Origin of the sequence: Novosphingobium sp. GV079, from assembly GCF_003058045.1 — a bacterium.
Lineage (GTDB): Bacteria > Pseudomonadota > Alphaproteobacteria > Sphingomonadales > Sphingomonadaceae > Novosphingobium > Novosphingobium capsulatum.
In genome coordinates this window covers 24,914-46,249 of sequence record NZ_QBUE01000002.1, presented here as the reverse complement: position 1 = coordinate 46,249, position 21,336 = coordinate 24,914, and the positions used below count along the sequence as shown (strand labels likewise).

Annotated in this window: 22 protein-coding genes and 1 pseudogene; 10 read left to right on the top strand and 13 right to left on the bottom strand. The window is 58.8% G+C overall.

Translation table 11 applies throughout. The annotated features are described in order from the left end of the window. Positions 1 to 37 precede the first annotated feature (37 nt). Positions 38 to 880 carry a DsbC family protein gene (locus tag C8K14_RS02060; protein WP_233250861.1) on the bottom strand — a complete coding sequence of 281 codons (843 nt, stop codon included), beginning with the start codon at positions 878 to 880 and terminating at the stop codon, positions 38 to 40. Beyond that, positions 877 to 1,176 (bottom strand): hypothetical protein, encoded by a 300-nt coding sequence (locus C8K14_RS22315; protein WP_133726744.1) that lies wholly within the window; start codon positions 1,174 to 1,176, stop codon positions 877 to 879. Before C8K14_RS22315 ends, C8K14_RS02060 begins: the two co-directional genes overlap by 4 nt. A 475-nt stretch (positions 1,177 to 1,651) precedes the next feature. Between C8K14_RS22315 and C8K14_RS02050 the strand changes: the two genes are divergently transcribed. Then, on the top strand, positions 1,652 to 1,999 hold the full coding sequence (locus tag C8K14_RS02050) for a helix-turn-helix domain-containing protein (RefSeq protein WP_107715538.1): 348 nt from the start codon (positions 1,652 to 1,654) through the stop codon (positions 1,997 to 1,999). A gap of 220 nt (positions 2,000 to 2,219) precedes the next feature. On the opposite strand, the pseudogene C8K14_RS02045 reads toward C8K14_RS02050, so the two are convergent. Further along, positions 2,220 to 2,489 (bottom strand): annotated as a pseudogene (locus tag C8K14_RS02045) (IS5/IS1182 family transposase); the annotation flags it as partial. A gap of 46 nt (positions 2,490 to 2,535) precedes the next feature. On the opposite strand from C8K14_RS02045, the gene C8K14_RS02040 reads away from it, so the two are divergent. Both C8K14_RS02040 and C8K14_RS02035 read left to right on the top strand, forming a co-directional pair. Next, complete coding sequence (locus tag C8K14_RS02040) at positions 2,536 to 3,216, top strand: hypothetical protein (protein ID WP_107715537.1); 681 nt, start codon at positions 2,536 to 2,538, stop codon at positions 3,214 to 3,216. A gap of 18 nt (positions 3,217 to 3,234) precedes the next feature. Continuing rightward, positions 3,235 to 3,879, top strand: coding sequence for a 2,3-bisphosphoglycerate-dependent phosphoglycerate mutase (locus C8K14_RS02035; RefSeq protein WP_107715536.1), 645 nt, complete (start codon positions 3,235 to 3,237; stop codon positions 3,877 to 3,879). A 108-nt stretch (positions 3,880 to 3,987) separates the two neighbouring features. Here C8K14_RS02035 and pcaF read toward each other — a convergent pair whose 3' ends face one another. The 5 genes from pcaF to C8K14_RS02010 form a co-directional block, all read right to left on the bottom strand. Next, positions 3,988 to 5,190 carry a 3-oxoadipyl-CoA thiolase gene (gene pcaF, locus C8K14_RS02030; protein WP_107715535.1) on the bottom strand — a complete coding sequence of 401 codons (1,203 nt, stop codon included), beginning with the start codon at positions 5,188 to 5,190 and terminating at the stop codon, positions 3,988 to 3,990. Next, the gene (locus C8K14_RS02025) at positions 5,187 to 5,831 is read right to left on the bottom strand and encodes a 3-oxoacid CoA-transferase subunit B (protein WP_107715534.1); all 645 of its coding nucleotides are present in this window, start codon (positions 5,829 to 5,831) and stop codon (positions 5,187 to 5,189) included. The genes pcaF and C8K14_RS02025 overlap by 4 nt, the downstream gene beginning before the upstream one ends. Further along, on the bottom strand, positions 5,828 to 6,541 hold the full coding sequence (locus tag C8K14_RS02020) for a CoA transferase subunit A (RefSeq protein WP_107715734.1): 714 nt from the start codon (positions 6,539 to 6,541) through the stop codon (positions 5,828 to 5,830). Before C8K14_RS02020 ends, C8K14_RS02025 begins: the two co-directional genes overlap by 4 nt. Positions 6,542 to 6,752: 211 nt before the next feature. After that, entirely contained in the window at positions 6,753 to 7,358 is a 606-nt protein-coding gene (locus C8K14_RS02015; protein WP_158271854.1) for a TetR/AcrR family transcriptional regulator, read from the bottom strand. Beyond that, the gene (locus tag C8K14_RS02010) at positions 7,355 to 8,077 is read right to left on the bottom strand and encodes a TetR/AcrR family transcriptional regulator (protein WP_107715733.1); all 723 of its coding nucleotides are present in this window, start codon (positions 8,075 to 8,077) and stop codon (positions 7,355 to 7,357) included. The genes C8K14_RS02015 and C8K14_RS02010 overlap by 4 nt, the downstream gene beginning before the upstream one ends. A gap of 326 nt (positions 8,078 to 8,403) precedes the next feature. On the opposite strand from C8K14_RS02010, the gene C8K14_RS02005 reads away from it, so the two are divergent. The 3 genes from C8K14_RS02005 (at position 8,404) to C8K14_RS01995 (ending at position 10,876) form a co-directional block, all read left to right on the top strand. Then, positions 8,404 to 9,630, top strand: a complete 1,227-nt coding sequence (locus C8K14_RS02005; RefSeq protein ID WP_107715532.1) for a cytochrome P450 — start codon at positions 8,404 to 8,406, stop codon at positions 9,628 to 9,630. A gap of 61 nt (positions 9,631 to 9,691) precedes the next feature. Beyond that, the gene (locus C8K14_RS02000; RefSeq protein WP_107715531.1) at positions 9,692 to 10,015 is read left to right on the top strand and encodes a 2Fe-2S iron-sulfur cluster-binding protein; all 324 of its coding nucleotides are present in this window, start codon (positions 9,692 to 9,694) and stop codon (positions 10,013 to 10,015) included. An 84-nt stretch (positions 10,016 to 10,099) separates the two neighbouring features. Continuing rightward, the gene (locus tag C8K14_RS01995; RefSeq protein WP_107715530.1) at positions 10,100 to 10,876 is read left to right on the top strand and encodes an SDR family NAD(P)-dependent oxidoreductase; all 777 of its coding nucleotides are present in this window, start codon (positions 10,100 to 10,102) and stop codon (positions 10,874 to 10,876) included. Between the two features lie 68 nt (positions 10,877 to 10,944). On the opposite strand, the gene C8K14_RS01990 is transcribed toward C8K14_RS01995, so the two are convergent. Beyond that, positions 10,945 to 12,291 carry an MFS transporter gene (locus tag C8K14_RS01990; protein ID WP_107715529.1) on the bottom strand — a complete coding sequence of 449 codons (1,347 nt, stop codon included), beginning with the start codon at positions 12,289 to 12,291 and terminating at the stop codon, positions 10,945 to 10,947. Between the two features lie 233 nt (positions 12,292 to 12,524). On the opposite strand from C8K14_RS01990, the gene C8K14_RS01985 reads away from it, so the two are divergent. The 3 genes from C8K14_RS01985 (at position 12,525) to C8K14_RS01975 (ending at position 14,908) form a co-directional block, all read left to right on the top strand. Continuing rightward, positions 12,525 to 13,718 (top strand): cytochrome P450, encoded by a 1,194-nt coding sequence (locus C8K14_RS01985; RefSeq protein WP_158271853.1) that lies wholly within the window; start codon positions 12,525 to 12,527, stop codon positions 13,716 to 13,718. Between the two features lie 65 nt (positions 13,719 to 13,783). After that, on the top strand, positions 13,784 to 14,590 hold the full coding sequence (locus C8K14_RS01980) for an enoyl-CoA hydratase/isomerase family protein (RefSeq protein WP_107715527.1): 807 nt from the start codon (positions 13,784 to 13,786) through the stop codon (positions 14,588 to 14,590). After that, positions 14,591 to 14,908, top strand: a complete 318-nt coding sequence (locus C8K14_RS01975) for a 2Fe-2S iron-sulfur cluster-binding protein (protein ID WP_107715526.1) — start codon at positions 14,591 to 14,593, stop codon at positions 14,906 to 14,908. It abuts the gene before it with no gap. 13 nt (positions 14,909 to 14,921) lie between these two features. Here C8K14_RS01975 and C8K14_RS01970 read toward each other — a convergent pair whose 3' ends face one another. After that, complete coding sequence (locus C8K14_RS01970) at positions 14,922 to 15,947, bottom strand: aldo/keto reductase (RefSeq protein WP_107715525.1); 1,026 nt, start codon at positions 15,945 to 15,947, stop codon at positions 14,922 to 14,924. Between the two features lie 158 nt (positions 15,948 to 16,105). Here C8K14_RS01970 and C8K14_RS01965 point away from each other — a divergent pair, with 158 nt between their 5' ends. Continuing rightward, a complete protein-coding gene (locus C8K14_RS01965) occupies positions 16,106 to 17,284 on the top strand; it encodes a cytochrome P450 (RefSeq protein WP_133726743.1) in 1,179 nt (392 codons plus the stop codon). A 38-nt stretch (positions 17,285 to 17,322) separates the two neighbouring features. On the opposite strand, the gene C8K14_RS01960 is transcribed toward C8K14_RS01965, so the two are convergent. The 3 genes from C8K14_RS01960 to C8K14_RS01950 form a co-directional block, all read right to left on the bottom strand. Further along, complete coding sequence (locus tag C8K14_RS01960) at positions 17,323 to 18,057, bottom strand: IclR family transcriptional regulator C-terminal domain-containing protein (protein ID WP_199223659.1); 735 nt, start codon at positions 18,055 to 18,057, stop codon at positions 17,323 to 17,325. A 153-nt stretch (positions 18,058 to 18,210) separates the two neighbouring features. Further along, on the bottom strand, positions 18,211 to 19,806 hold the full coding sequence (locus tag C8K14_RS01955; protein WP_107715522.1) for a GMC family oxidoreductase: 1,596 nt from the start codon (positions 19,804 to 19,806) through the stop codon (positions 18,211 to 18,213). Positions 19,807 to 19,810: 4 nt separating this feature from the next. After that, the gene (locus C8K14_RS01950; RefSeq protein ID WP_107715521.1) at positions 19,811 to 21,319 is read right to left on the bottom strand and encodes an aldehyde dehydrogenase; all 1,509 of its coding nucleotides are present in this window, start codon (positions 21,317 to 21,319) and stop codon (positions 19,811 to 19,813) included. Between the last annotated feature and the right edge of the window lie 17 nt (positions 21,320 to 21,336).

Sequence of the window (21,336 nt, the reverse complement as noted above, 5' to 3'; positions counted from 1 at the left end):
GTCGGCCCCGGCGGCCGCCAGAAAATGGTGAGGGCGATCAAAGGCCATGGGGCGTGCTCGCGCTTGCCGATGGCGCGACCGCTGTCGCCGGCTTGATCGCGGGCGCGGCGTGCTGCGCGAGGAAGGCTTCGAGTTCGCCCTGCTGGAAACCCGAGATGATCTTGCCATCCACGATAAGGGTCGGCGTGCCTGAGACGCCCACTTTGGCGACCAGCGCGGCGTCAGCCTCGACTTTCGCGCGGCCCTTATCGCAGATGACAAGTTTTGCGGGCGCCGCGCCGCCGTAGATCGCCTTGAAAGCAGCGGCGGGATCGGGGGAGCACAGGATATGCTCGGCTTTGGATGCAGCCCCGGCGTGGATGCCCGACACGAAGTAGATGAGGCGGCGCACCTGCTTGCCTTCTGCCGCCTTGGCCGCCCAGAAACGGTCGAGCGCGCGGCAGTAGGGACAATCGGGATCGGTGAACTCGATCACCGTCGGGGCGCCCGCCGGACCGATCGTCAGCGCCTTGGCGGGATCGATCGCGGACAACTGCTTTTGCGCCCGCGCGCTCTGCGCCAGCGCGGTCAGGTTGATGCCGTTCTTGTCGTAGATGGTGGCGAACAACAGGTGCTCGCTCTGCGGCGCGTAATAGAGGATCCGTCCACCCGCGTTGGCCTGGTAGATGGGGCCTTGCACAGGTGATGGCCCGAAATCCTCGAATGTGAGGTTCGTGAAGGTCTGGTGGAGCTGGCGTTCGGCTTCTGCGGTAGCTTTGCTGAGCACATCGGCATCGGCGCTGGACTGCTGAACCGATGCTGTTTGCGCTGCAGCGAAACCTGGGCTGGCGAGCAGCATTGCTCCTGAAAACAAAACCGTGAAGATGGTGGCGGTCTTCATTGCGCATGATCCTTGGTTGGGCCTGCGAAGGCCGAGGGAAGGGGAGCGATCCTGGCGATCGCGGCATCGAGCCAGACGCTGGACCCGACTTGGCGGGCAGCCTTCTGCGCGACCTGACTTGGCGGTAGAGGTCCCGCTGCCGCGCGCCGCACGATGATAAAATCCGCGCCCTCGTTGACGATGGCGAGGGGCTCGGCGCACTTCGCGATGGCCACGGGCGGCGGTGGGCAGGCCAGCGCGGGACTGGCGGACAGAAGCCCGATCACCACGGCAATTCTCGTGTTTCTGTATCCCATTGTCGAAACACCTCATCTCGAAGTCGCCATCCGAATGGCTGTCTTTGCGGTGAGGATCAGGCTGGGAGCCTTGGGGGCGAACACTGGAAGCGGGCCTGCCCTCATCGCGATGGGCACGGGATGGACATGGCTTCGGTCAGGCCGCAACGGGTGGGGTACGCATGTGCCGAAGGGAATCCCGGACGTGCCGGAAATATTACCTGGCGTGCCGAGAATCGGCACTAAAATGCCGATGTGATCGCTGGCACTGACCCTCATCGATTCGTGTCGATAACGGGCGTCGGTTGTTCCGCGCGATTCTATCGCGATGGGTTCCCGAACGGTGGATTGGGCATCGTCACGGTACACCCGGGTACGTCTGTCGCCTTCTCAAAATGAGAACGATTGCTGTTGATGTCATGTGGAAGATGGCGCAGCTTTTTGCACTGGAACGCGTGTTTTGGAGCTTTGAGAACTCTTCGGGGAGACCCTGACGATGTCCTCTCAGAGCCAATATCCGGTTGATCGTGCTGCGATCATGGCTGAGTTGAAGAAGATCATCGGTCGCCGGATCGAGGATCAGCGTCTGCTTCAGCGCATGACCCAGGCCAGACTTGCCGCCAAAGTGGGGATCGGTATCCGCTGGTTACGCGAGATCGAGATGGGAGGTCCCAGAGCCCGTCTCGACGATTATCTACGTTGCGCCCATGGCGTCGGCCTGTCCTCGGCGCAGATCCTGATACCCATGCTGTTTCTCGAGCACCAGAAACCCGTTCCGCCAGCGATGTACTATGAGAATATTTATGATATTGAGGAGCAATGGATTGAGAGGTTGAGGAGTTGATAGTGAGCATAATTAAGTTTTTGACAAAAATCTGCGGAAAACGTTACGCGCTATTCAGGTAATATTCTGGCAAATGTGTTTAAGAGGCTTGATATAACCGTCACAGTGAAGCGGTTTTGAGGACGGCATTGGCAATTGTGGCGAGCCTGCGGGCGATTGCGATGATGGGCGCTGTTGTACAAATGCACATGCGAGCAGGATAAGCCCCACCCGGTTTGATTTATGCAACGGGCTTTGTGACGGGGATCCCGAGCACTGAGTATCGATTGAGTGCTGCAATGCGGATCTGGATTTCCGCGACTTGACGGTCGAAGTCTCGGGCCATGAGGCGTTGTCCGAGGAGTTTGAGGCAATACATCTTTGTCTCGACGCGGCTTCGGCGATCATAGTCGCTCCATCGTCGCCATAGCTTCCGGCCCAGATGGTTGGTGGCCCGCAGAATGTCATTGCGTGGCCTGGCCCCAGCGGTGTCTGGCTTCCAAGGTTTGGCGCACCAGCAATTGACCGCAGCAGGCCTGCCAACCTGCATCCCCATCATGACGGATATGATGCGCACCTTCTCGTGCGAAGGTCTATACGATCCGCAGCTTGGCCTTGCTCTTAAATCTGCCGTTGTTCCCAATACCGTCAGGGCCGATGGGGCTTCGCTCGTGGTTATCACAGGTGCTAATCAAGGCGGCAAATCAACCTTACTGAGTGCGTTCGGCATTGCCCAACTCATGGCCCAGCGCGGGATGTTTGTTGCGGCAGAGCATTTCAGTGCAAGCCTCGTGCCGGCGCTAGCCACACATTACAAGCGCGAGGAGGATGCCGCGCTCGCCAGTGGTAATTTCGACGAGGAGTTGGCCAGGATGAACGAGATTGTCGATCATTTCCATCCGGACATGTTGTTGCTCTGTAACGAATCCTTTGCCGCCACCAGCGAAAAGGAGGCTTCGGAGGTGGCTGACGGTGTGATCGAAGCCTTGCGAAAGGCAGGTGGCCGGGTGATTTTCGTCACGCACCTCTATGAATATGCCCGGCGTGCGGTCGAGCGGGATGATCCGGCGGTTCTGTTTCTGCGGGCGGTACGTGATGACAGTGGCGAGCGGCCTTTCGTGATCGCTCCAGGCGTGCCGCTGCCCACCAGCTTCGGTGAAGACCTCTATATAAAGATCTTCAATCCGCCCCCCGTCATCGAACCAGGCACGCCAAAAGTGGCCGACATCGTCGGCTAAAGGGAGCTCATCATTGCAATGTCGGATATCTCTGGAAAACTCGTCCTCATTCGACATGGCGAAAGCGTGGCCAATGCGAAAAATATTTTTACGGGCAGAAGTGCTTCTCCACTGACGCGACGAGGCGAACAGCAGATGAGAGACCTCGCCCATCACCTGACGCTCAAGGGGTTAAAGCCTGATCGCTGTTTCACCTCGACCCAGGAGCGCGCCAGGAAATCCGCTGCGATCCTTCTCAAGGCAATGTCCGCCGAGAATGTACCCACGGTCTCAAGCGCGGCGCTGGACGAAAGGGACTACGGCGCTTTAACTGGCCTCACCAAGACGGCAGCCGTGAGCAAATGGGGTGAGGAACAGGTGCGCATCTGGCGGCGTTCCTACGCGATCGCGCCACCTGGCGGCGAAAGCTTGCAGGAAACCGCCGCGCGAGTGTTGGCCTTTTACAAGCAGGCCATCTTGCCGTCGGCACAGGCAGGAGGAATCACTTTGGTAATCGCTCACGGCAATAGCCTTCGTGCACTAATTTCTATTATAGAAGGAGAAAAGAATATAGATATTAATAATATAGAGATTGCGCCCGGAGAGGCGATTGCCTTCCTCATGGATGGGGGCAATGCAGGAAGGAAATTATTAAATATATTGCCAATTAATCCGACATGGTGAAAATATAATAAAGTAACATGAAAAAATGCAGTGATAAAATCAAAAAACGCAAAAATAAATTATTGTTATAATAAATTATTTAATATTCACATTGAGCAAGAAGAGCCCTCAGATTCTTTCTAGAAGCAAGCTGATTCCTTGCCCAACGCCGATGCACATGAAGGCCATCGCATAACGCCCGCCGTTGCGTTGCAACTCTTCCACCGCACTCATGGCGATGCGCGCGCCCGACATCCCGAGCGGGTGACCCAGCGCGATCGCCCCGCCATTGGGGTTGACGCGCGGGTCGGCCGGATCGACGCCGAGATCGCGCAAGGAGGCGATGCCCTGCGCTGCGAAAGCTTCGTTGAGTTCGATCACGTCGAGTTGAGCCATCGTGAGGCCCGTGCGCGCCAGCAGGCGCTTCGCGGCATCGACCGGCCCGATCCCCATCACGCGCGGCGCGACACCGGCGCTGGCCATCGCCACCACGCGGGCGCGGGGGGTGAGGCCGTTGGCCTTGGCCGCAGCCTCGCTGGCCACCAGCATAGCAGCCGCGCCGTCGTTCAGCCCACTGGCATTACCCGCGGTGATTGTACCATCGGCGCGTACTACCGGCTTCAGCTTGGCGAGGACTTCAAGGCTGGAAAGGCGCGGATGCTCGTCCACCGTGAAGATCATCGGATCGCCCTTCTTCTGCGGGATTTCCACCGGCACGATTTCAGCCGCCAGACGCCCATTGGCCTGCGCCGCCGCGCATTTCTGCTGGCTGGCCAGCGCAAAGGCATCCTGGTCTTCGCGGCTCACGTCCCATTCCTGTGCCACATTCTCGGCGGTCTGCGGCATAGTATCCACGCCCCAGGTGGCCTTCATTGCCGGGTTGATGAAGCGCCAGCCGAGCGTGGTGTCCTCGATCTTCTGGTCGCGGCCGAAGGCGCTGCCGGCCTTGCCCAGAACGTAGGGCGCGCGGGTCATGCTCTCGGCACCGCCCGCGATCATCAGATCGGCATCGCCGCTGCGGATTGCCTGTGCCGCGATACCCACGGCATTGAGCCCCGAACCGCATAGCCGGTTGACAGTGGCGCCAGGCACTTCCTTGGGCAGGCCCGACAAAAGCCCCGCCATGCGCGCGAGATTGCGGTTGTCCTCGCCCGCCTGGTTGGCGCAGCCGAGGATGATGTCGTCGAGCGCACCCCAGTCCACATGCGGGTTGCGCGCGATCAGTGCCTTCAGCGGCAAGGCCGCCAGATCGTCCGCGCGGATGGTGGAAAGCGAACCGTTCAGCCGCCCGATGGGGGTGCGGATCGCGTCACAGATAAAGGCGTCGGTCATGCTACTTTTACCTTCAAGGGAGCGCCGGTCCTGGCGATAACGTCGTCCACGGACACGCCGGGAGCGGTTTCGAGCAATGTGAGTCCGCCGGCTTTCCTGTCCACCGCGATCACCGCCAAATCAGTAATGATCAGATCGACAACCCCCTTTCCGGTGAGCGGCAGGGTGCAGGCGGGCAGGATTTTCAGCGCTCCCGATTTGGAGCAATGGTCCATCACCACCACGATGCGCTTGACGCCCGCGACGAGGTCCATGGCGCCGCCCATGCCCTTCACCATCTTGCCGGGGATGGTCCAGTTGGCGAGGTCGCCATTTGCGGCGACTTCCATCGCGCCCAGCACCGCCATGTCAATATGGCCGCCCCGGATCATGGCGAAGCTGTCGGCGCTGGAGAAGAAGCTGCTGGTGGGCAGGGCCGTCACGGTCTGCTTGCCCGCGTTGATCAGGTCGGGATCAGCCTCGCCCTCAAAGGGGAAGGGGCCGATACCGAGCAGGCCGTTTTCCGATTGTAGCGTGACGGTGATCCCCTCGGGCACGTAATTGGCCACCAGCGTTGGGATGCCGATGCCGAGGTTCACGTAAAACCCGTCCTGTAATTCCTGCGCGGCGCGGGCGGCCATCTGGTCGCGGGTCCAGCTCATTGGGCGGCCTCCTTCGGGCGGGTGGTGAGTTTCTCGATGCGCTTTTCGTTGATGGTGGCGAGCACGATGCGGTCGACATAGATGCCCGGGGTGTGGATCGCGTCGGGGTCGAAAGTGCCCTCGGGCACGATCTCCTCCACCTCGACCACGGTGATCTTGCCGGCGGTGGCCATGTTGGGGTTGAAGTTGCGCGCGGTTTTGCGGAACATCAGATTGCCTGCCGGATCGGCGCGCCATGCCTTCACGATCGAGAGATCGGCGCGCAGCCAAGTCTCGCGGACATAGTCCTCGCCCTCGAAGGTCTCGACCGGCTTGCCGTCGGCCACCACTGTGCCGACGCCGGTCTTGGTGTAGAAAGCTGGAATGCCTGCGCCGCCCGCCCGGATACGCTCGGCCAGCGTGCCCTGCGGCGTCAGTTCCAGTTCCAGCTCGCCGCTGAGATATTGCTGTTCGAACAGCTTGTTCTCGCCGACATAGGACGAGATCATCTTCCGAATCTGCCGCGTTTCCAGCAGCATCCACAGGCCAAAACCATCGGCGCCGGCATTGTTGGATATCACCGTCAGATCCTTCACGCCACTGGCGCGGATTTCCGGGATCAGGCTTTCCGGATTGCCTGATAGGCCAAAGCCGCCGGACATGATCGTCATGCCATCGAAGAGCAAGCCTTTCAGCGCTGCGCGTGGGTGAGGGTAAATTTTAGAGGACATGACCACTCCCAGTCGGTCGATAATCGAACATTTGATCAATTATCGTGACTTAGGGGAAGGTTTGCAAGAGGCAAACGTTTGGCGCTGCGGGATCGTGTGAGGCAATTGACGGGCGGGTGGCGGACCGGAGTTCGCTGCGTCGAAAAGAGAACGCACAAATATTGTAAATTAAAGTAACTTGTAAATAATAATAGTTATTTAGTAATATGGATTATAAAAATCTATCACTTGGAAGTAGGGGGGCAACGATAAATCTATTTATTATACGATAAAGCTTGTCTTCCTCCAGGGTTTCATCGGCGAGGCGAAATTGGAGGACGGTTTGCATCATGATCAACCATCCGACGATTTCTTCCAGAGACAGATCGCCCGCCAGTTCGCCGCGCATCGCGGCGCGCTCCATCATGTCCTTCCAATAGGTGAGGTTCAACTGGTGGGAACGGCTTTGTGCACTGGCGGCCAGGGTCTGGAAGCTGGGCACCTCCACGATCTGGCGGAGAATAGCGTTTTTGTTTCCCTCGGTAATGATAATAAAGAGCGCGTCGGTAAGGGTCGTGGCAAAATTGGCGTCGCGCTGGATGCCCTTGCGTACAAGCTGGTTAATCTTCACCGCCTCATGGCAGCATAGTGTGTCGAGAATATCATCCTTGCTGCTGAAAAAACGATAGACAGTCTGGCGAGAAACCTTTGCACCGCGCGCAATGTCCTCCATCGTTGTCTTCGCAATACCATAACGATCAAAACAGATGTACGCGGATTCTATGATCCGGGTTTCGATCTCGCCGGACGGATTGGATGAGGCAGTTGATTGGGTCATGATGTCCGAATGTCTGTAATCAAGGTCGCACTGGGCGTCGAGCGCCGTGGTTTCGATCTTTCGCGTTCCAGATAGGAAAGGATAAAAAAGCATATCTCATCAAGAATATTGCCAGCGTCCAGGAAGGGCGGTCGTTCAATCACGAAGCGCTCGATCACCTGGTTGATAAAGGTTTCTATGAAGAAAGTGTGTTTGTCCGAATAGGTCAGATCGAATTCGGGGTGCTGGCTGAGATAGAGCTTGATGTTACCCTGGTTGAGCCGTTCCAGTGAGGTAAGGCGTATCACCTGCGCCACCTGCGGTACCTGGCGAGGCATTTCAATCAATGGTAGCCAGTGCAGTTCATAAATACGCAGCAGTTCGCCGCAGGCAATGCGGATCGCCTGTGGCAGGGGATGGTCCATGACATCAAGCGTGGTCAGTCGGATTTGCTGCGCCGCCTCCATCGCCACGCGTTCATACCAGGCGAGGAGGATCGCCTCATAGGTCGGGAAATATTGGTAAAGGGAGCCGATGCTGACGCCAGCCCGTTCCGCGATCGTCCGTGTATTCACTTCGTCGAAGCGACGTGCGGAGACCAGTTCCTCTGTGGCTTGAATGATCGCATCGACTGTATGGCGTGCACGTTGCTGCACCGGCATGCGCCGACGCCTCACCGCGCGCCCGACGCTGTCGCCCTCGTCTTTATTGCGGGCGTTTTGTTGCTTCTCCAGAGCCATGGTTTGATCATGCCATAATGCGAATAGAATGTGAATAGGTTTCGCATTATAACTCTCACACGTGAGGATTTCGAATCCGATCGAGGATCATACGTCGGCACACCAGCGATAAAGCCGGCGGGATTTGGGAAGGGATTGCAAGGCTATGTCGGGATGTCCCGTCAAGATCGGTGAGCTGGAGGCTCCTGCGGAATTCCTGGATTTCGATCACCGCTGTCCTCGGCACCGGAAGGATGCTGAAGCGCTCTGGACCCGGATGCGCGAGGAAGGGCGCATTCATTTTGAAACTTATTGAATGATGCAGATCGATTAAGGGAGACAGGTCAATGACAGCCGAAACGTTGCAGGGAAATTGGGTCGTGCCAGAAAATATCGATCCGAAGCTCGTCGTGGATTGGGATATTTACACTCAGCCAGAACTTCTGGAAGATATCCACCTTGGCTGGCATTCTCTTCACGGTCGCGCGCCAGATATTTTCTGGACTCCGCGCAACGGCGGCCACTGGGTGGTTCTGCGCTTCGACGATCAGTCGCTCATTCTGAAGGATGCGGAGCATTTTTCCAGCAATGAACTGCATATCCCGCCGATGCACAATAATTATAAGATGATTCCTCTTAACCTCGATCCACCAGAACATACCCGTTATCGTGCTGTTTTGATGCGCTATTTCGGACCGGCGGCGATCAACGCCATGGAACCCAAGCTGCGCGTCTGGGCTAACCGCCTCATCGATCGGGTGATCGACAAAGGTGAATGTGATTTTACCGAGGCGCTGGGCGCGGCCTTCCCGGTCTCGGTGTTCATGGAACTGATGGGTATGGACCTCGGTCGTTTCGAGGAATTCCGCTCCATCGTCACCGAATATTTCGCCCATATCCCTACCGAACGCCGGGCTCAATTGCAAGAACAGATCTTCACGATCAATCGCGCTTTGCTGGACGAGAAGCGCCGCAACCCCGGTGAGGACGTCGCCAGTGCGCTGGTTCGCGAGTCGGTGCGCGGCGAACCGCTGACCCAGGAAGAACTGGAATCGATCGGCTATGTGCTGTTCCTGGGCGGCCTCGATACGGTGGCCAATGCCCTGACCTTCGCCTTCCGCTTTCTGGCGACCCGGCCCGACCTGCAGGATCGACTGGCGCGTGAGCCGGAACGCTTGCCCGATTTCGTGGAGGAATCATTGCGCCGTTTTGCGGTTGTCAACCAGACCCGCGTCGTCAAACATGAAGTGGGGATCAAGGGCGCGCATTTCATGCCCGGGCAGATGCTGATCTGCCCGCTGACCGCTGGCGGTCTCGACCCTTTGCGTAACCCTGATCCGGAGAGCTTCGATCTGGACCGGAAGGATCGAGGACACATCACTTTCTCGATCGGGGCGCATACTTGCATCGGCAATGTGCTGGCGCGCATGGAAATGCGTGTATTCACCAATGTCTGGCTCGAGCGCATCGGGCATTTCCAACTGGGTGTGGAAGGCAAAACGCCCTGGCGAGCCGGGATGGTGATGGGGCTGGAGCATCTGCCGCTGACATGGAAGGTGCCGGCACACGCCTAGACTTCGCGGGGTGGCGCAGCCTGTCTTTCAAGGGGCGCCGCCCAGAAGGAGAAAACAGATCATGCTGAAAATGTTTGTTACTTTGCGTGACGGAGAGGTTCGCGAAGTAGGCGGAAAGCCAGGGCTAACCGTGAAGGACGTGATCCTTGATGCCGGTATCGATGAAGTCCATGGAATCACCAATTGTGGTGGAAGTTGTTCTTGTGGAACTTGCCACGTAATATTTGATCCTGAAACTTCGAGAAAGCTTGAGCCGCCCCACGAGTGTGAACTGGACTTGCTGGAGATCGTAGTTGATCGCCAGCCAGAGTCGCGGCTGGCCTGTCAGGTGCTTTTCACTGATGCGCTGGATGGCGCAAAGGTGCGTATCGGCGCGGAGCCTTGACTATCTGACTTTGGATCACTGGTCTTAATGCGCGGCGGCCCTGCATCCGTGCGGGGCCGCTCTCTGTTTTCGGGATATTTCGTCATGTCGCAGTCTGTCACCCGCTTCCTTGGTAAAACCGTATTGGTCACCGGCGGAGCATCGCTCAACGGCATCGGTTATGCCGCCGCCCGGCGGCTGGCGGCCGAAGGTGCAAAGGTGGTGATCACCGATATTGACGGCGTGGAAGCGGAGCAGCGGGCAACGGAATTGCGTGTAGAGGGGAGCGAGGCTCTGGGGCTGATGCAAGATGTTACGAGCGAGCAGCAATGGGCGGATGTGGTGGCGCAAGTGGTCGCTCGCTTTGGTGGACTGGACGGATTGGTGAACAATGCCGGCATTTCGCTCCTGCATGGGATCGAGGAGGTTGGCCTCGATGAATGGAACAAGCAGATATCTATCAACCTCACGGGCACTTTTCTGGGGTGTCGTGCCGCTATCGCGCATATGCGAGCGCAGGGGCGGGGCGGGGCGATTGTCAACGTCTCTTCTGTGGCGGGCCTTGTCGGTATGCGGAGGACCTCTGCCTATTCCGCGACCAAGGGGGGTGTGCGATTGATGACCAAAACGTTGGCACTTGAGGCTGGGCTGGACGGGATTCGTGTCAATTCGGTCCATCCAGGTGTGACCGAAACCGATATCCAGATCAACGTGCGCAAATCCGATCCTGCGCAATCGGCAGCGATCGCTGCGTCGATTCCGCTGGGCCGGGTTGCCGCACCTGCAGAATTGGGCGCGGCGATAGCATTCCTGCTTTCCGAAGACGCCAGTTACATTACCGGGAGCGAGCTAGCAGTAGACGGTGGTCTGACTGCGCAATGAGACCTGTGGAGTTAAGTGGGATTCAATTGCTCAAGGTCTCATTCTTCCGGCTGGAAATCCGTACATTCTCAGGAATGATGCACGGCGTGTTCGAAATCGAGTCGGCGGCGTTCGTGCTCCCCAAGCACAATCCATAGCAGCAGTAGAGCGATCGGAACGAAAATTCCGCCGATCAGCGCCAAGGCGATCGATAGCGGTTGCTCCACGCCGTGAAGCCGGTCGCTCAGCACGCCGGCCAGTACGGGGCCCAGCCCGGTTCCCACCAAAGCTGCAACCATCGCCATAAGGGCGATCGCCTGGGCGCGCAAATGGCGTGGGGTCATGAATTGGAAGCTCAGCGGCGATAGGCTGGTAACTGAACTGATCAGGAACAGGGCAAGGCCCATCATGACCAATTGAGCCGTCAACGATGAGGTGAGAAATGCGAATATGGACAGTGGCCACAGCAGCAGCAGGGCCATCAGCATCATCCGCAGAACCACCCGCACAGGATTATCGCCCGAGCGCCACATGACATAAAATCCCGCTCCTAATGTTCCTGCTACGCCCGAGAAAGTATAAACCGGGCCAAACAAGACCCCGACCCGCGCTTCGCTGATCGACTTGGAACGCATGATTGCCGCTGGTAACCAGGTAACATAGCTTGCGAGCACGACCATCACCACTGCCATGGCAACCGGATAGAGAATGAATATCTTCCATTCGCGCAGAAACAGTTTGAATACCTCGCCATTGTTGCGGGGCCGGGAAGCGTGAGGCTTGTTCTGCGCATGATCGACAATCAGCAGCAGCAGTGCGGCAGGAATGAGCCCGAAGGCGCCGATCACCAAAAAGACGATCTGCCAGTCCTTCAAGCCCAGTTGTATCAACAAGGAGGCAGAACCCAAGTGCTGAGCCCAGCCGTATAACCATGCACCCAGCGATAATGCCAGCCCTCCTCCGACAAAGGGTGCCAGCATGAACAGCGAAGTTGCCAGCGCCAGTGACCGTCGATCGAAGCGATCGGATAGGGTTGCTTGCGCGGCTGGTGTAAGTCCGGCCTCGCCGATCGCTACGCCTATGCGGGCGAGTAGCAACTGGAAGAAGGAATTTGCCATCCCGCTGCCCATGGTCATCGCGCTCCACCCCGCGACGCAGGCGGCCATCACGCGGGAGCGGCGGGTTCGGTCGGCCAGCCAGGCAAGCGGATAAGCAGCACTGACATAGAACAGCGAGAAACTGATCCCATGCAGGAGCCCGAATTGAGTATCGGTGATACCCAGCGTTGCCTTGATGGGTTTGATCAATAGGCTGATTACCTGTCGATCAAGATAGGCAAGGGCGTAGCAGGCGGCGAGCAGAATCGCGATCAGCCAGTTTCTCCAGGCAGGTGGCATATCTTCTCTCTGGCCTGTGCCATGCCCGGCATCGCTCATAGGGATGATATCCTCTCGTTATCGCGGCGCCGGTACGATCCGGTTTTTGCCCATTAGTCGCTATTTGATTCGTTATAGAACATTAGAGCGATAATCAACCAATGTGCAGTTTGTATCAAGCGTTACGGATCGCCGCAGGTCAGCCCGATTTGCTTGACAGGATACGCCTTAATCGGCTTTATGTGCGTATAAGATACGTTCGGTCGTATATCGAACTTTGGGATTGGCGAATAATGATAGCGGCAGGCACATCGAACGCGCTGGATGAATTCGATATCCACCAACCCGACGCTCGTCTCGGCGCGGAATATGCCTGGCAGCGGATGCGCGACATGCCCGGCCTCTATCACAATGGTCGTTACGGCGGGTTCTACGTCGCCGCGCGCTATGAAGACGTTATGACGGTGCTGATGAACCCGAAGATATTCGGTTCCAGCAAGGGAATTACCCTTCCGCCGCCCGATGCTGTGCGCAGTTACCATATTCCGGCCGAGGTCGATCCGCCCGCTCATGGCGAGTACCGCGCCCTGATGATGCAATTCACCACTGTTGAAGCGGCGCGCCAGCGCGAGCCCTTCGTGCGGAAGATGGCAGCAGGGCTGCTCGACGGAATCCCGCTGGGGGAGACCGTGGATTTCGTGCGGGTCTTCGCCCGTCCGCTGCCGATCCTGGTCGCGCTCGATTTACTGCGCTTGCCCGCGAGCGACGCACCGGACTTGGAGCAACTGGTGGGAGATCTCCATCGCGAAGTGGCAACAGGTGTCGTCACCGGGGCTGGAGCCCGGCTGAAATCCTATGCCGAAAGCGTGCTTGAACGGCGGCGGAGCGAAGCGTTGACGGGCGATGAGGATCTGGTTGCTTCAATCCTGCATGGACAGGTCTTCGGTCGATCGCTCACGGACGAAGAGCAGATGTCGATGGTCCGGCTGATCCTGGTTGGCGGCTTCGACACCACTTCCTCAGCCTTGGCTTCGATGATGTATTGGCTGGCGATGAATCCTGCTGAAGTGGAGCGACTGCGATCGGATCCCAAGCTGATCGATACTGCCGGCGAGGAGATCGTCCGTCTGATTTCCCCCTCGACCTATCTCAGGCGGGAAGTGATGGGGGACACCGTGCTGGGCGGAACCTCGCTGAAACGAGGTGATTCTGTGCTGGTGGCCTATGGCGCGGCCAATCACGATCCGCGTAAGTTCGAATGCCCCGAAGCGGTAGTGGCCGATCGCAAGCCCAATCCTCATGTGGGCTTCGGCGCCGGGCGTCACCGCTGCATCGGCTCCTTCATCGCCAAAACCCAGCTCCGTCTGGCCGTGGAGGAGATCCTGGCACGCTTCACCAGTTTTCGGGTCGGTGACCCGGCGGAAATTCAATATACCACCGGGCTGGGGCAGGGCATCAGTAGCCTGCCCATGGTTTTCGCGCGCTGATCCCTTCGGCGCAGTTCGACATACAGGCCATTTGGCAGGCTCGACAATCAGGAAGGAACATATCCGTGCCGGCAATCGACCCTTCACGCTATGAATGGATCAAGATCGCCAAAAGCGATGATGGCATAGCTACGCTCACTCTTAACAATCCCCGTCGCAAGAATGCCGTTTCGCGGCCAATGCACCGGGAAATTGAACGCATCTGGGACGAAATCGACCAGGATGATGATATTCTCGTCTCGATCCTCACCGGTGAGGGCGACGCTTTTTGTGCCGGCACAGATCTTTCCGTGCAGAATGCCGACAATGAATCCGGGCGCAAGGGCCGCCCGCCGACCCGCAGCGCGCGCAAGCTGTTCTGGAGCATGCTCGACGCCGAAAAGCCGATCATCGCCAAGGTCCGTGGGCCGGCCTATGGGGTAGGCGTCAATATCGCGCTGGCCTGCGATATGGTGATCGCGGCAGAGGGCGCGAAATTCTGCGATTCGCACGTTCGGCACGGGATCGCGCCGGGCGATGGGGGGGTTGCATTCTTTCCGCTGCTGCTGGGCTTTCACAGGGCCAAGGAATATCTGATGCTCGGCGAGGCGATCGAGGCGAGCAAAGCCGCGGCGATCGGGCTGATCAACTATTGCGTGCCGGATGCCGAACTCGATGCTTTCGTCGATGGTTACGCCAAGCGCCTTGCCAAGGGGGCGCCGCTGGCGATCGCTTATGGCAAGATGTCAGTCAATCTCCTGATCAAGCAGATGACTGCGGGCGCGTTCGAAGCCTCGCTCGCCTACGACCAATTGACCCTTTTTACCGACGACCACAAGGAAGGCGCACGCGCATTTCTCGAAAAGCGCACGCCCGATTTCAAGGGAAGCTAAATGGCAAATCTGATTGTTACCCGTCGCGACGGAACTGAAGTCACCATCACGGGCAAGCCCGGTGTCTCGATCATGGAGACCATCCGGGATAACGGCATCGACGAGATGCTGGCCCTGTGTGGCGGCTGCTGCTCCTGTGCAACCTGCCATGTCTATGTCGATCCGGCCTTTGCCGACCGGTTGGCGCCGATCAGCGAGGATGAAAGCGACCTGCTCGACTCTTCCGACCATCGTGATGAACGATCGCGGCTGGCTTGCCAGATATCCTTCTCCGACGAAGTGGACGGACTGAAGGTGACGATCGCGCCTGAGGACTAAGTAGGTACGGCCCTCATTCCTCGCGGGGATTACGCTCGCGGTGAAAAATGCGCTGTGCCGTCTGCGGGTACCAGGCCGCCAATACGCTGGCAGTATCCAGACGGTTGGTTTCGTCCACCGAAAGGGCGATGCGGGCCGCTCCGAGATTGTCGGCGAGTTGCGCTTCATCGCGCGCGCCGACAATCACCGAGGTCACTCCGGGCCGATCAATCAGCCAACGCAAGGCAAGCTGCCCAAGGGTGCGTGGCACATCTCCCTCGCGAGAGATAGTGTCCAATACGGAGACGATGGCACGCGCCTTTTCGGTATCGACGCCGGCAAGCTGATTGGTTGCCACCAGTCGCCCCTCCTTTTCTCGCTCGGTGAACTTCCCGGTGAGATAGCCTTGCGCCAGTGGGCTATAGATCAGTGAACCGACCCCTTGATCCATCGCGGCAGGGATCAATTCATGTTCTGCATGGCGGTAAAGCAGCGAATAGAGGATCTGTTGGCTGATATGGGCATGGAGTCCTAGCCTTGCGGAAATGCCCAGCGCCTTGGTCATTTGCCAGGCATAATGGTTGGAGCAGCCGATATAACGCACCTTGCCGGAGCGCACGAGATCGTCCAGCGCTCGCAGCGTTTCTTCCATCGGCACCAGCGCGTCGTGATTGTGTATCTGGTACAGGTCGATCCAGTCGGTTCCCAACCGCTTCAGGCTGGCCTCGCAAGCCGCTATCAAATGGCGGCGAGACAGACCGATATCGTGCGCACCTCGACCAGTACGGCCGAAAGCTTTGGTCGTCAGTACAATGTCCTTGCGTTTCGGCCCCAGAGCCTGGCCAAGGATTTCCTCGGAGCGACCGTTGGCATAGTTATCTGAGGTATCGAACAGGGTTACGCCATGGTCGATGGCAAGGCTTACCAACCTGCCAGCTTCAGCTTGGCCGGTCTGGCCGAACGCGCCGTATCTCGTATCGTCCGAGTCGTTGAACGTCATTGTGCCAAGGCCGATAACCGAACATTGCAGGCCGGTGCGGCCGATCAGACGCTGTTCCATTTTTGCTCCCTGTTTGGCCGGTTATGCGCCGGATCGAAATTCATCTTGGAGCATAGGGAAAGACTGGCGTAAAGCCGCTCTCTATTATAATATGTAACAGGCGAGCGATAATCGCACATTTTAAGGGTGTTTTGCCCGACAGAGAGGATTCGAAAATCGTGATCGATCAGCAGACCCTTCTAGACCCCCATGCCCGGAACAGCCGGGTAGGCGCCGAGGCCATATGGGCTGAAATGCGTGAGCGTCCCGGCCTGACATACAACCCCGAATATGGCGGTTTTTATTATGTCACCCGCTATGCCGACGTGCTGAAGGTGCTGACCAATCCCACGCTGTTTTCTTCCGCGCACGGCATTACGCTGCCCCCGGCCAAGGTGCGAAGCGCGCATGTGCCGGCCGAGGTCGACCCGCCGGCACATGCTGAATATCGCAACCTGCTGGTGCCGCTGATGACGCCTGCGCGTGTGCGTTTGATGGAAGATCAGGTGCGTAACTGGGTGACGAAGCTGCTTGATGCGTTCCAGGGCGAGGAGAAGGTGGAATTCTTCCGTGCCTTTGCCCGCTCGCTTCCGGTTCATGTGGCGCTGGATTTCCTGGGATTGCCGCAGGAAGACGGGCTGATTCTCGAGCCTTTGGTGGATGAATTGCATGAAGAGGTGGCCACTGGTGTGCGTACGGGTGCCGCCGATCGGCTGACCCAATATGCCCGCAGCATCGTGGAAAGCCGAAAGGATGTGGTCACTGATCCGGATGCGGATGTGGTTTCTTCCGTGCTTCTTGGCAAGAAATTCGGCGAACCGCTGACGGTGGACGAACAGATCTCGATGTTCCGCCTGTTTCTGGTTGGTGGATTCGATACGGCGTCGATGGCGCTTGCGGCGGCTGTTTGGTGGCTGGCGCAGCATCCGGAGGATTTCGAGCGACTGCGCGAGCATCCAGAGCTCATCGATTCGATGAGCGAGGATGCCGTGCGTTTTTCCTCACCTGCGACCTATCTGCGACGCGAAGTGACGCAGGATATCGAACTTGGTGGTACCCAGCTTCAGGCCGGAGACCAGGTGCTGGTCTGTTTCGGAGCGGCAAATCGCGACCCCGCGAAATTTTCCGAACCCGACAGGATACTGCTCGATCGCAAGCCCAATGTCCATGTCGGTTTCGGCGCGGGGAACCACCGCTGCGTCGGCTCCTTTATCGCCAAACTGGAAATGCGTCTGGCGCTTGAAGAAATGCTGAAGCGTTATAAACACATAGCTCTGGATGAAAGCCAGCCCGTGCTTTATTCGCATGGGCTTAACCAAGGTATCGTGTCACTGCCGTTGCTTCTTGTCCCGGCCTGATGGAAAGGCTGCCGGGCTTCGGTAACGAAGCCCGGCGCTCAAAGAAGGACCTGGGTCAACTGCTCCTGCATTTCCAGCATGGCAGGCAAGATGTCATTCTCGATCCGTTCGGGGGAACTGCGAGAAACATGCATCCCCACCGTCACCGCCGCGACGACCTCGCCAGAAAAGTTTTTGATCGGCACTGCGATTGAGCGGGAGTTCGTTTCCACCTCCTGATCGATATAGGAATAGCCCTGAACACGAACTTTTGCCAGTTCGCCCATCAGCGCCTTGACCTCAGTCAGCGTGCGGTCGGTCAACTGGATGCGGTTGCTGGACTTCAGAATCTCGCGAGCCTGGTCTTCCGGCAGCGCCGCGAGCATCACGCGGCCAAGCGAGGTGCAATAGGACGGCAAGCGGCTGCCTGGATGCAACCCCGCACCGACCATCCGGTGATGAGAAGCCCGGGCAATGTAAACAACCTCGGTTCCATCCAGCACGGCGGCGGAGCAGGATTCATGCAGCTTGTCGGCCAGTTCGGTCAAGGATGGCCGAATCAGCCGAGGCATGGATGCGGCCAGGTAGGAATGGCCCAAGCGCAGGATGCGCGGGGTCAACTCAAAATAGCGATCATCGGTGGAGGCATAGCCTTTTTCCACCAGCGTCAGCAGGCAACGCCGGGCCGAGGCACGATCCAGATTTGAGAGGCGGGCGACCTCGGCGATTGTCAGCCGGTTCTGGCCCACGGCAAAGGCCTCAATGACGGAAAGCCCCTTTGCAAATCCGCCCATTCGGTCAACGTCGCGCAAAGGCGCCCCTTGTTTCTGTCCGGTTGTCGATGTCTTCGCGCTGGATGCCATTTAGAAGCCTCAAAGTGTAAGAGTTGTGCGATTATTGAACATTTTTCCGGCTCTGTAAATCGGCATTCGCAATTTCCCAAGTTTTCAGCCTCGCTTGACAAGCTCGGCCGCGCGCCAGGCGATGGCCATCACGGGGGCGTTGGTGTTGCCCGCCAGCATAAAAGGGAAGATGGAGGAGTCGATTACGCGCACCCCCTCGACCCCTCGCACCCGGCATTCCGGATCCACGACTGAGGCCGCGTCCTGGCCCATGCGGCAGGTTCCGCTGGAATGGTAGTTCGCATAACCATATCGCAGCCAAGCCTGATCCAATTCTCCATCGCTGGCGAATTGGGGCCCAGGGCGGGTTTCTTCCAGGATCAGTTCGGAGAGCGGCGATCGCGATACGAAATCCCGAACATATTTCATCATCACGGGGATGATTTCGCGATCCCCTGCCGTCGCGCCATAATTGGGCACGATCAGCGGCAGGGCCTCCGCGTCCCGCGAAGAGATTGTGACTGAGCCGCGCGATTCGGGGCGAATGCGATAGACGCAGATGTTGAGCCCTCCGTGGTGCTCGATGGCTATGGGAACCGCATTGAAGTCCATCGAATAGGGAGAAATCAGCAGTTGGAGGTCGGGGCGCTCCAGTGTGGGATCGGATTTCACATAGGCGACAAGGTCATAGGCCCCGGATGCCATAGGACCCTTGTGCATCAGAAAATAACGCGCGACGCTTTTGAGAAGCCCAAGCCCGCCGAGTTCCCGATTTTCGGAGAATTCATCCGGTACGCGCCATTGCATCACGACGCCGCGATGTTCGAACAGGCCGGCGCCGACACTGGGGTGGTCTGCGACAACCGGAATGCCAAGGCCCGCGAGATGACTGGCTGGGCCGACTCCCGAGCGTTGCAGAATCGCGGGTGAGGCATGGGCACCCGCGCTCAGGATCACTTCGCGGTTTGCCCGATAGCGTATCTTGTCTCCGCCGCGCATGCCGGAAACTCCCGTCGCGCGCGTACCGTCAAAATCGATCCGGTCGATCACCACGCCGGTTTGGACCGTGAGGTTGGGGCGCTTCATGGCGGGGTGGAGAAAGGCTGTTGCCGCGCTTTGCCGTCGGCCCTTGTAGATCGTGCGCGGGGCATATCCGATGCGCTCACGGTCATCGGGGTCATTGATGTCTTCCAGCGGGGTGAGCCCGGCCGCCGCGCCGGCGGCAATCACCGCTTCAGTGAGTGTATTGCGGGATTCTGGAAGCGTGACTTTGAGCGGCCCGTTTGCGCCGCGCGTTGATGCAGGGCCCAGTTCATGCGCCTCCATTTCGGCATAAGCGCGTCCGATATGCGTCCAGCCCCAGTCGTCGCTGCTCACGGCTGCAAGGCTGTTGAAATCTGCGGCCGCGCCGCGCACATAAACCATGCCGTTGACGGAACTGGATCCTCCGAGCGTACGGCCCCGCGCCCAGATTTCGGCAACATTGTTCGACCGTTCTTCCGGCCGGGTGGCGAAAGGCCAGATGTAACGCGGGTTCGACATCACCTTGGCCAGCCCGCGCGGCATGGTGATGAAGGGATTGGCATCGCTGCCGCCGGCCTCCAGCAACAGCACGCTCACCTTGGGATCCTCGCTCAACCGGGAGGCGAGTACGCAGCCGGCCGAGCCGGCGCCGACGATAATGTAGTCAAAGTCGGCCATGGCGTCAGGCTCCCAAAGTTGAGGAAGAGAGTCCGTTGGGGCGGCCCTGAAGCAAAACCGTCTTGCTTTCGAGATAGGGCTTTAGCCCTTCCACGCCGCCCTCACGTCCCACGCCTGACATCTTGAAGCCGCCAAAGGCGATGGTGAAATCCATTTGCAACCCGTTGTGGCCCACCGTGCCCGAACGCAATTGCCGGGCCACGGCATAGGCGCGGTCTACGTCATTGGTGAAAACGGCGTTGTTGAGGCCAAAGATCGTATCATTGGCGATCCGTACCGCCTCGGCTTCGTCTTGTGCGGGGATGACGGATAGCACAGGGCCGAAGATTTCCTCCTGGGCGATGCGGGCCGAAGGATCGACATTGCCGAACACGGTGGGTTCGATGAACCATCCCCGTTCGATACCGGCAGGTCGGCCGCCGCCCGTGGCCAGCGTCGCGCCTGATTCCCTGCCGCTGGCGAGGTAGGCTTCCACCCGTTCGCGCTGCCTTGCGGTGGCGAGCGGGCCCATGCGGGTTTCCGGATCGAAGGGATCGCCCAGCCTTACCTTGCCGAAAGCGCTGCTCAAGGCTTCAAGGAAGGCATCGTGGCGGTGCCGGGAGACGATCACTCGGGTCAATGCCGCGCAGACCTGGCCGGTCATGTCGGGCGCGCGGCGAGCCAGTGTGGCAGCAGCGGTTTCGATGTCATAATCGTCGAGAATGACGGCTGCGGACTTGCCGCCCAGCTCAAGCGTATAGCGCGCCATGCGCTCACCCAGAATCGAGGCGATACGGCAGCCGGCGGTGCTGGAACCGGTGAAGCTGATCTTGTCTACACGAGAATCGCGCACCAGCACTTCAGAAGCGGCCCGATCGGCGGTAATGACATTGAGCACGCCGGCAGGCAGTCCGATGCTTTCGGCCACTTCGGCCAGGAGCAGGGCATGGCCCGGGGCCTCGGGCGAGGCTTTCAGCACCACGGTACAGCCGGCGGCGAGGGCCGGAGCGACCTTCAGCGCGGCGAGCATGGCGGGGGCGTTCCAGGGAACGATCGCGCCGACCACGCCCACGGGCTCACGCACCAGCAATCCCAGTTTCGCGCCGGACACCGTGGGATGCTCCTCCACGAAGGGGAAGCGTTCCACGATGTCAGCATAGCTGCGGTAGGTATAGGAGAGCCCACCGGACATCATTTTGGCCATCTTGAAGATGACGCCCATTTCACTGGACCAGACCGAGGCGAAGTCATCCGCGCGGGCATCGATCGCATCGGCGAGCTTGCGCAACCACTGGGCACGTTCTGCCGGGGTAAGCCAGGGCCAGCCACCGTGATCAAAAGCATCGCGGGCTGCGGCGATGGCTTGGGCGACGTCAACCTCATTCGCTTCAGCGACAGTGGTGTAGAGTCCTTCGCTGGCTGGATTGATGACTTCGATCGTCCGCCCGCTGGATGCCGGTACCCAACTACCGCCGATGTACAGTTTGTCGGGATGGGCGAGGGGGGACGCTGGGGCAAAGCTTGTGGTGGTCATGATGTGATCCTCTCCGA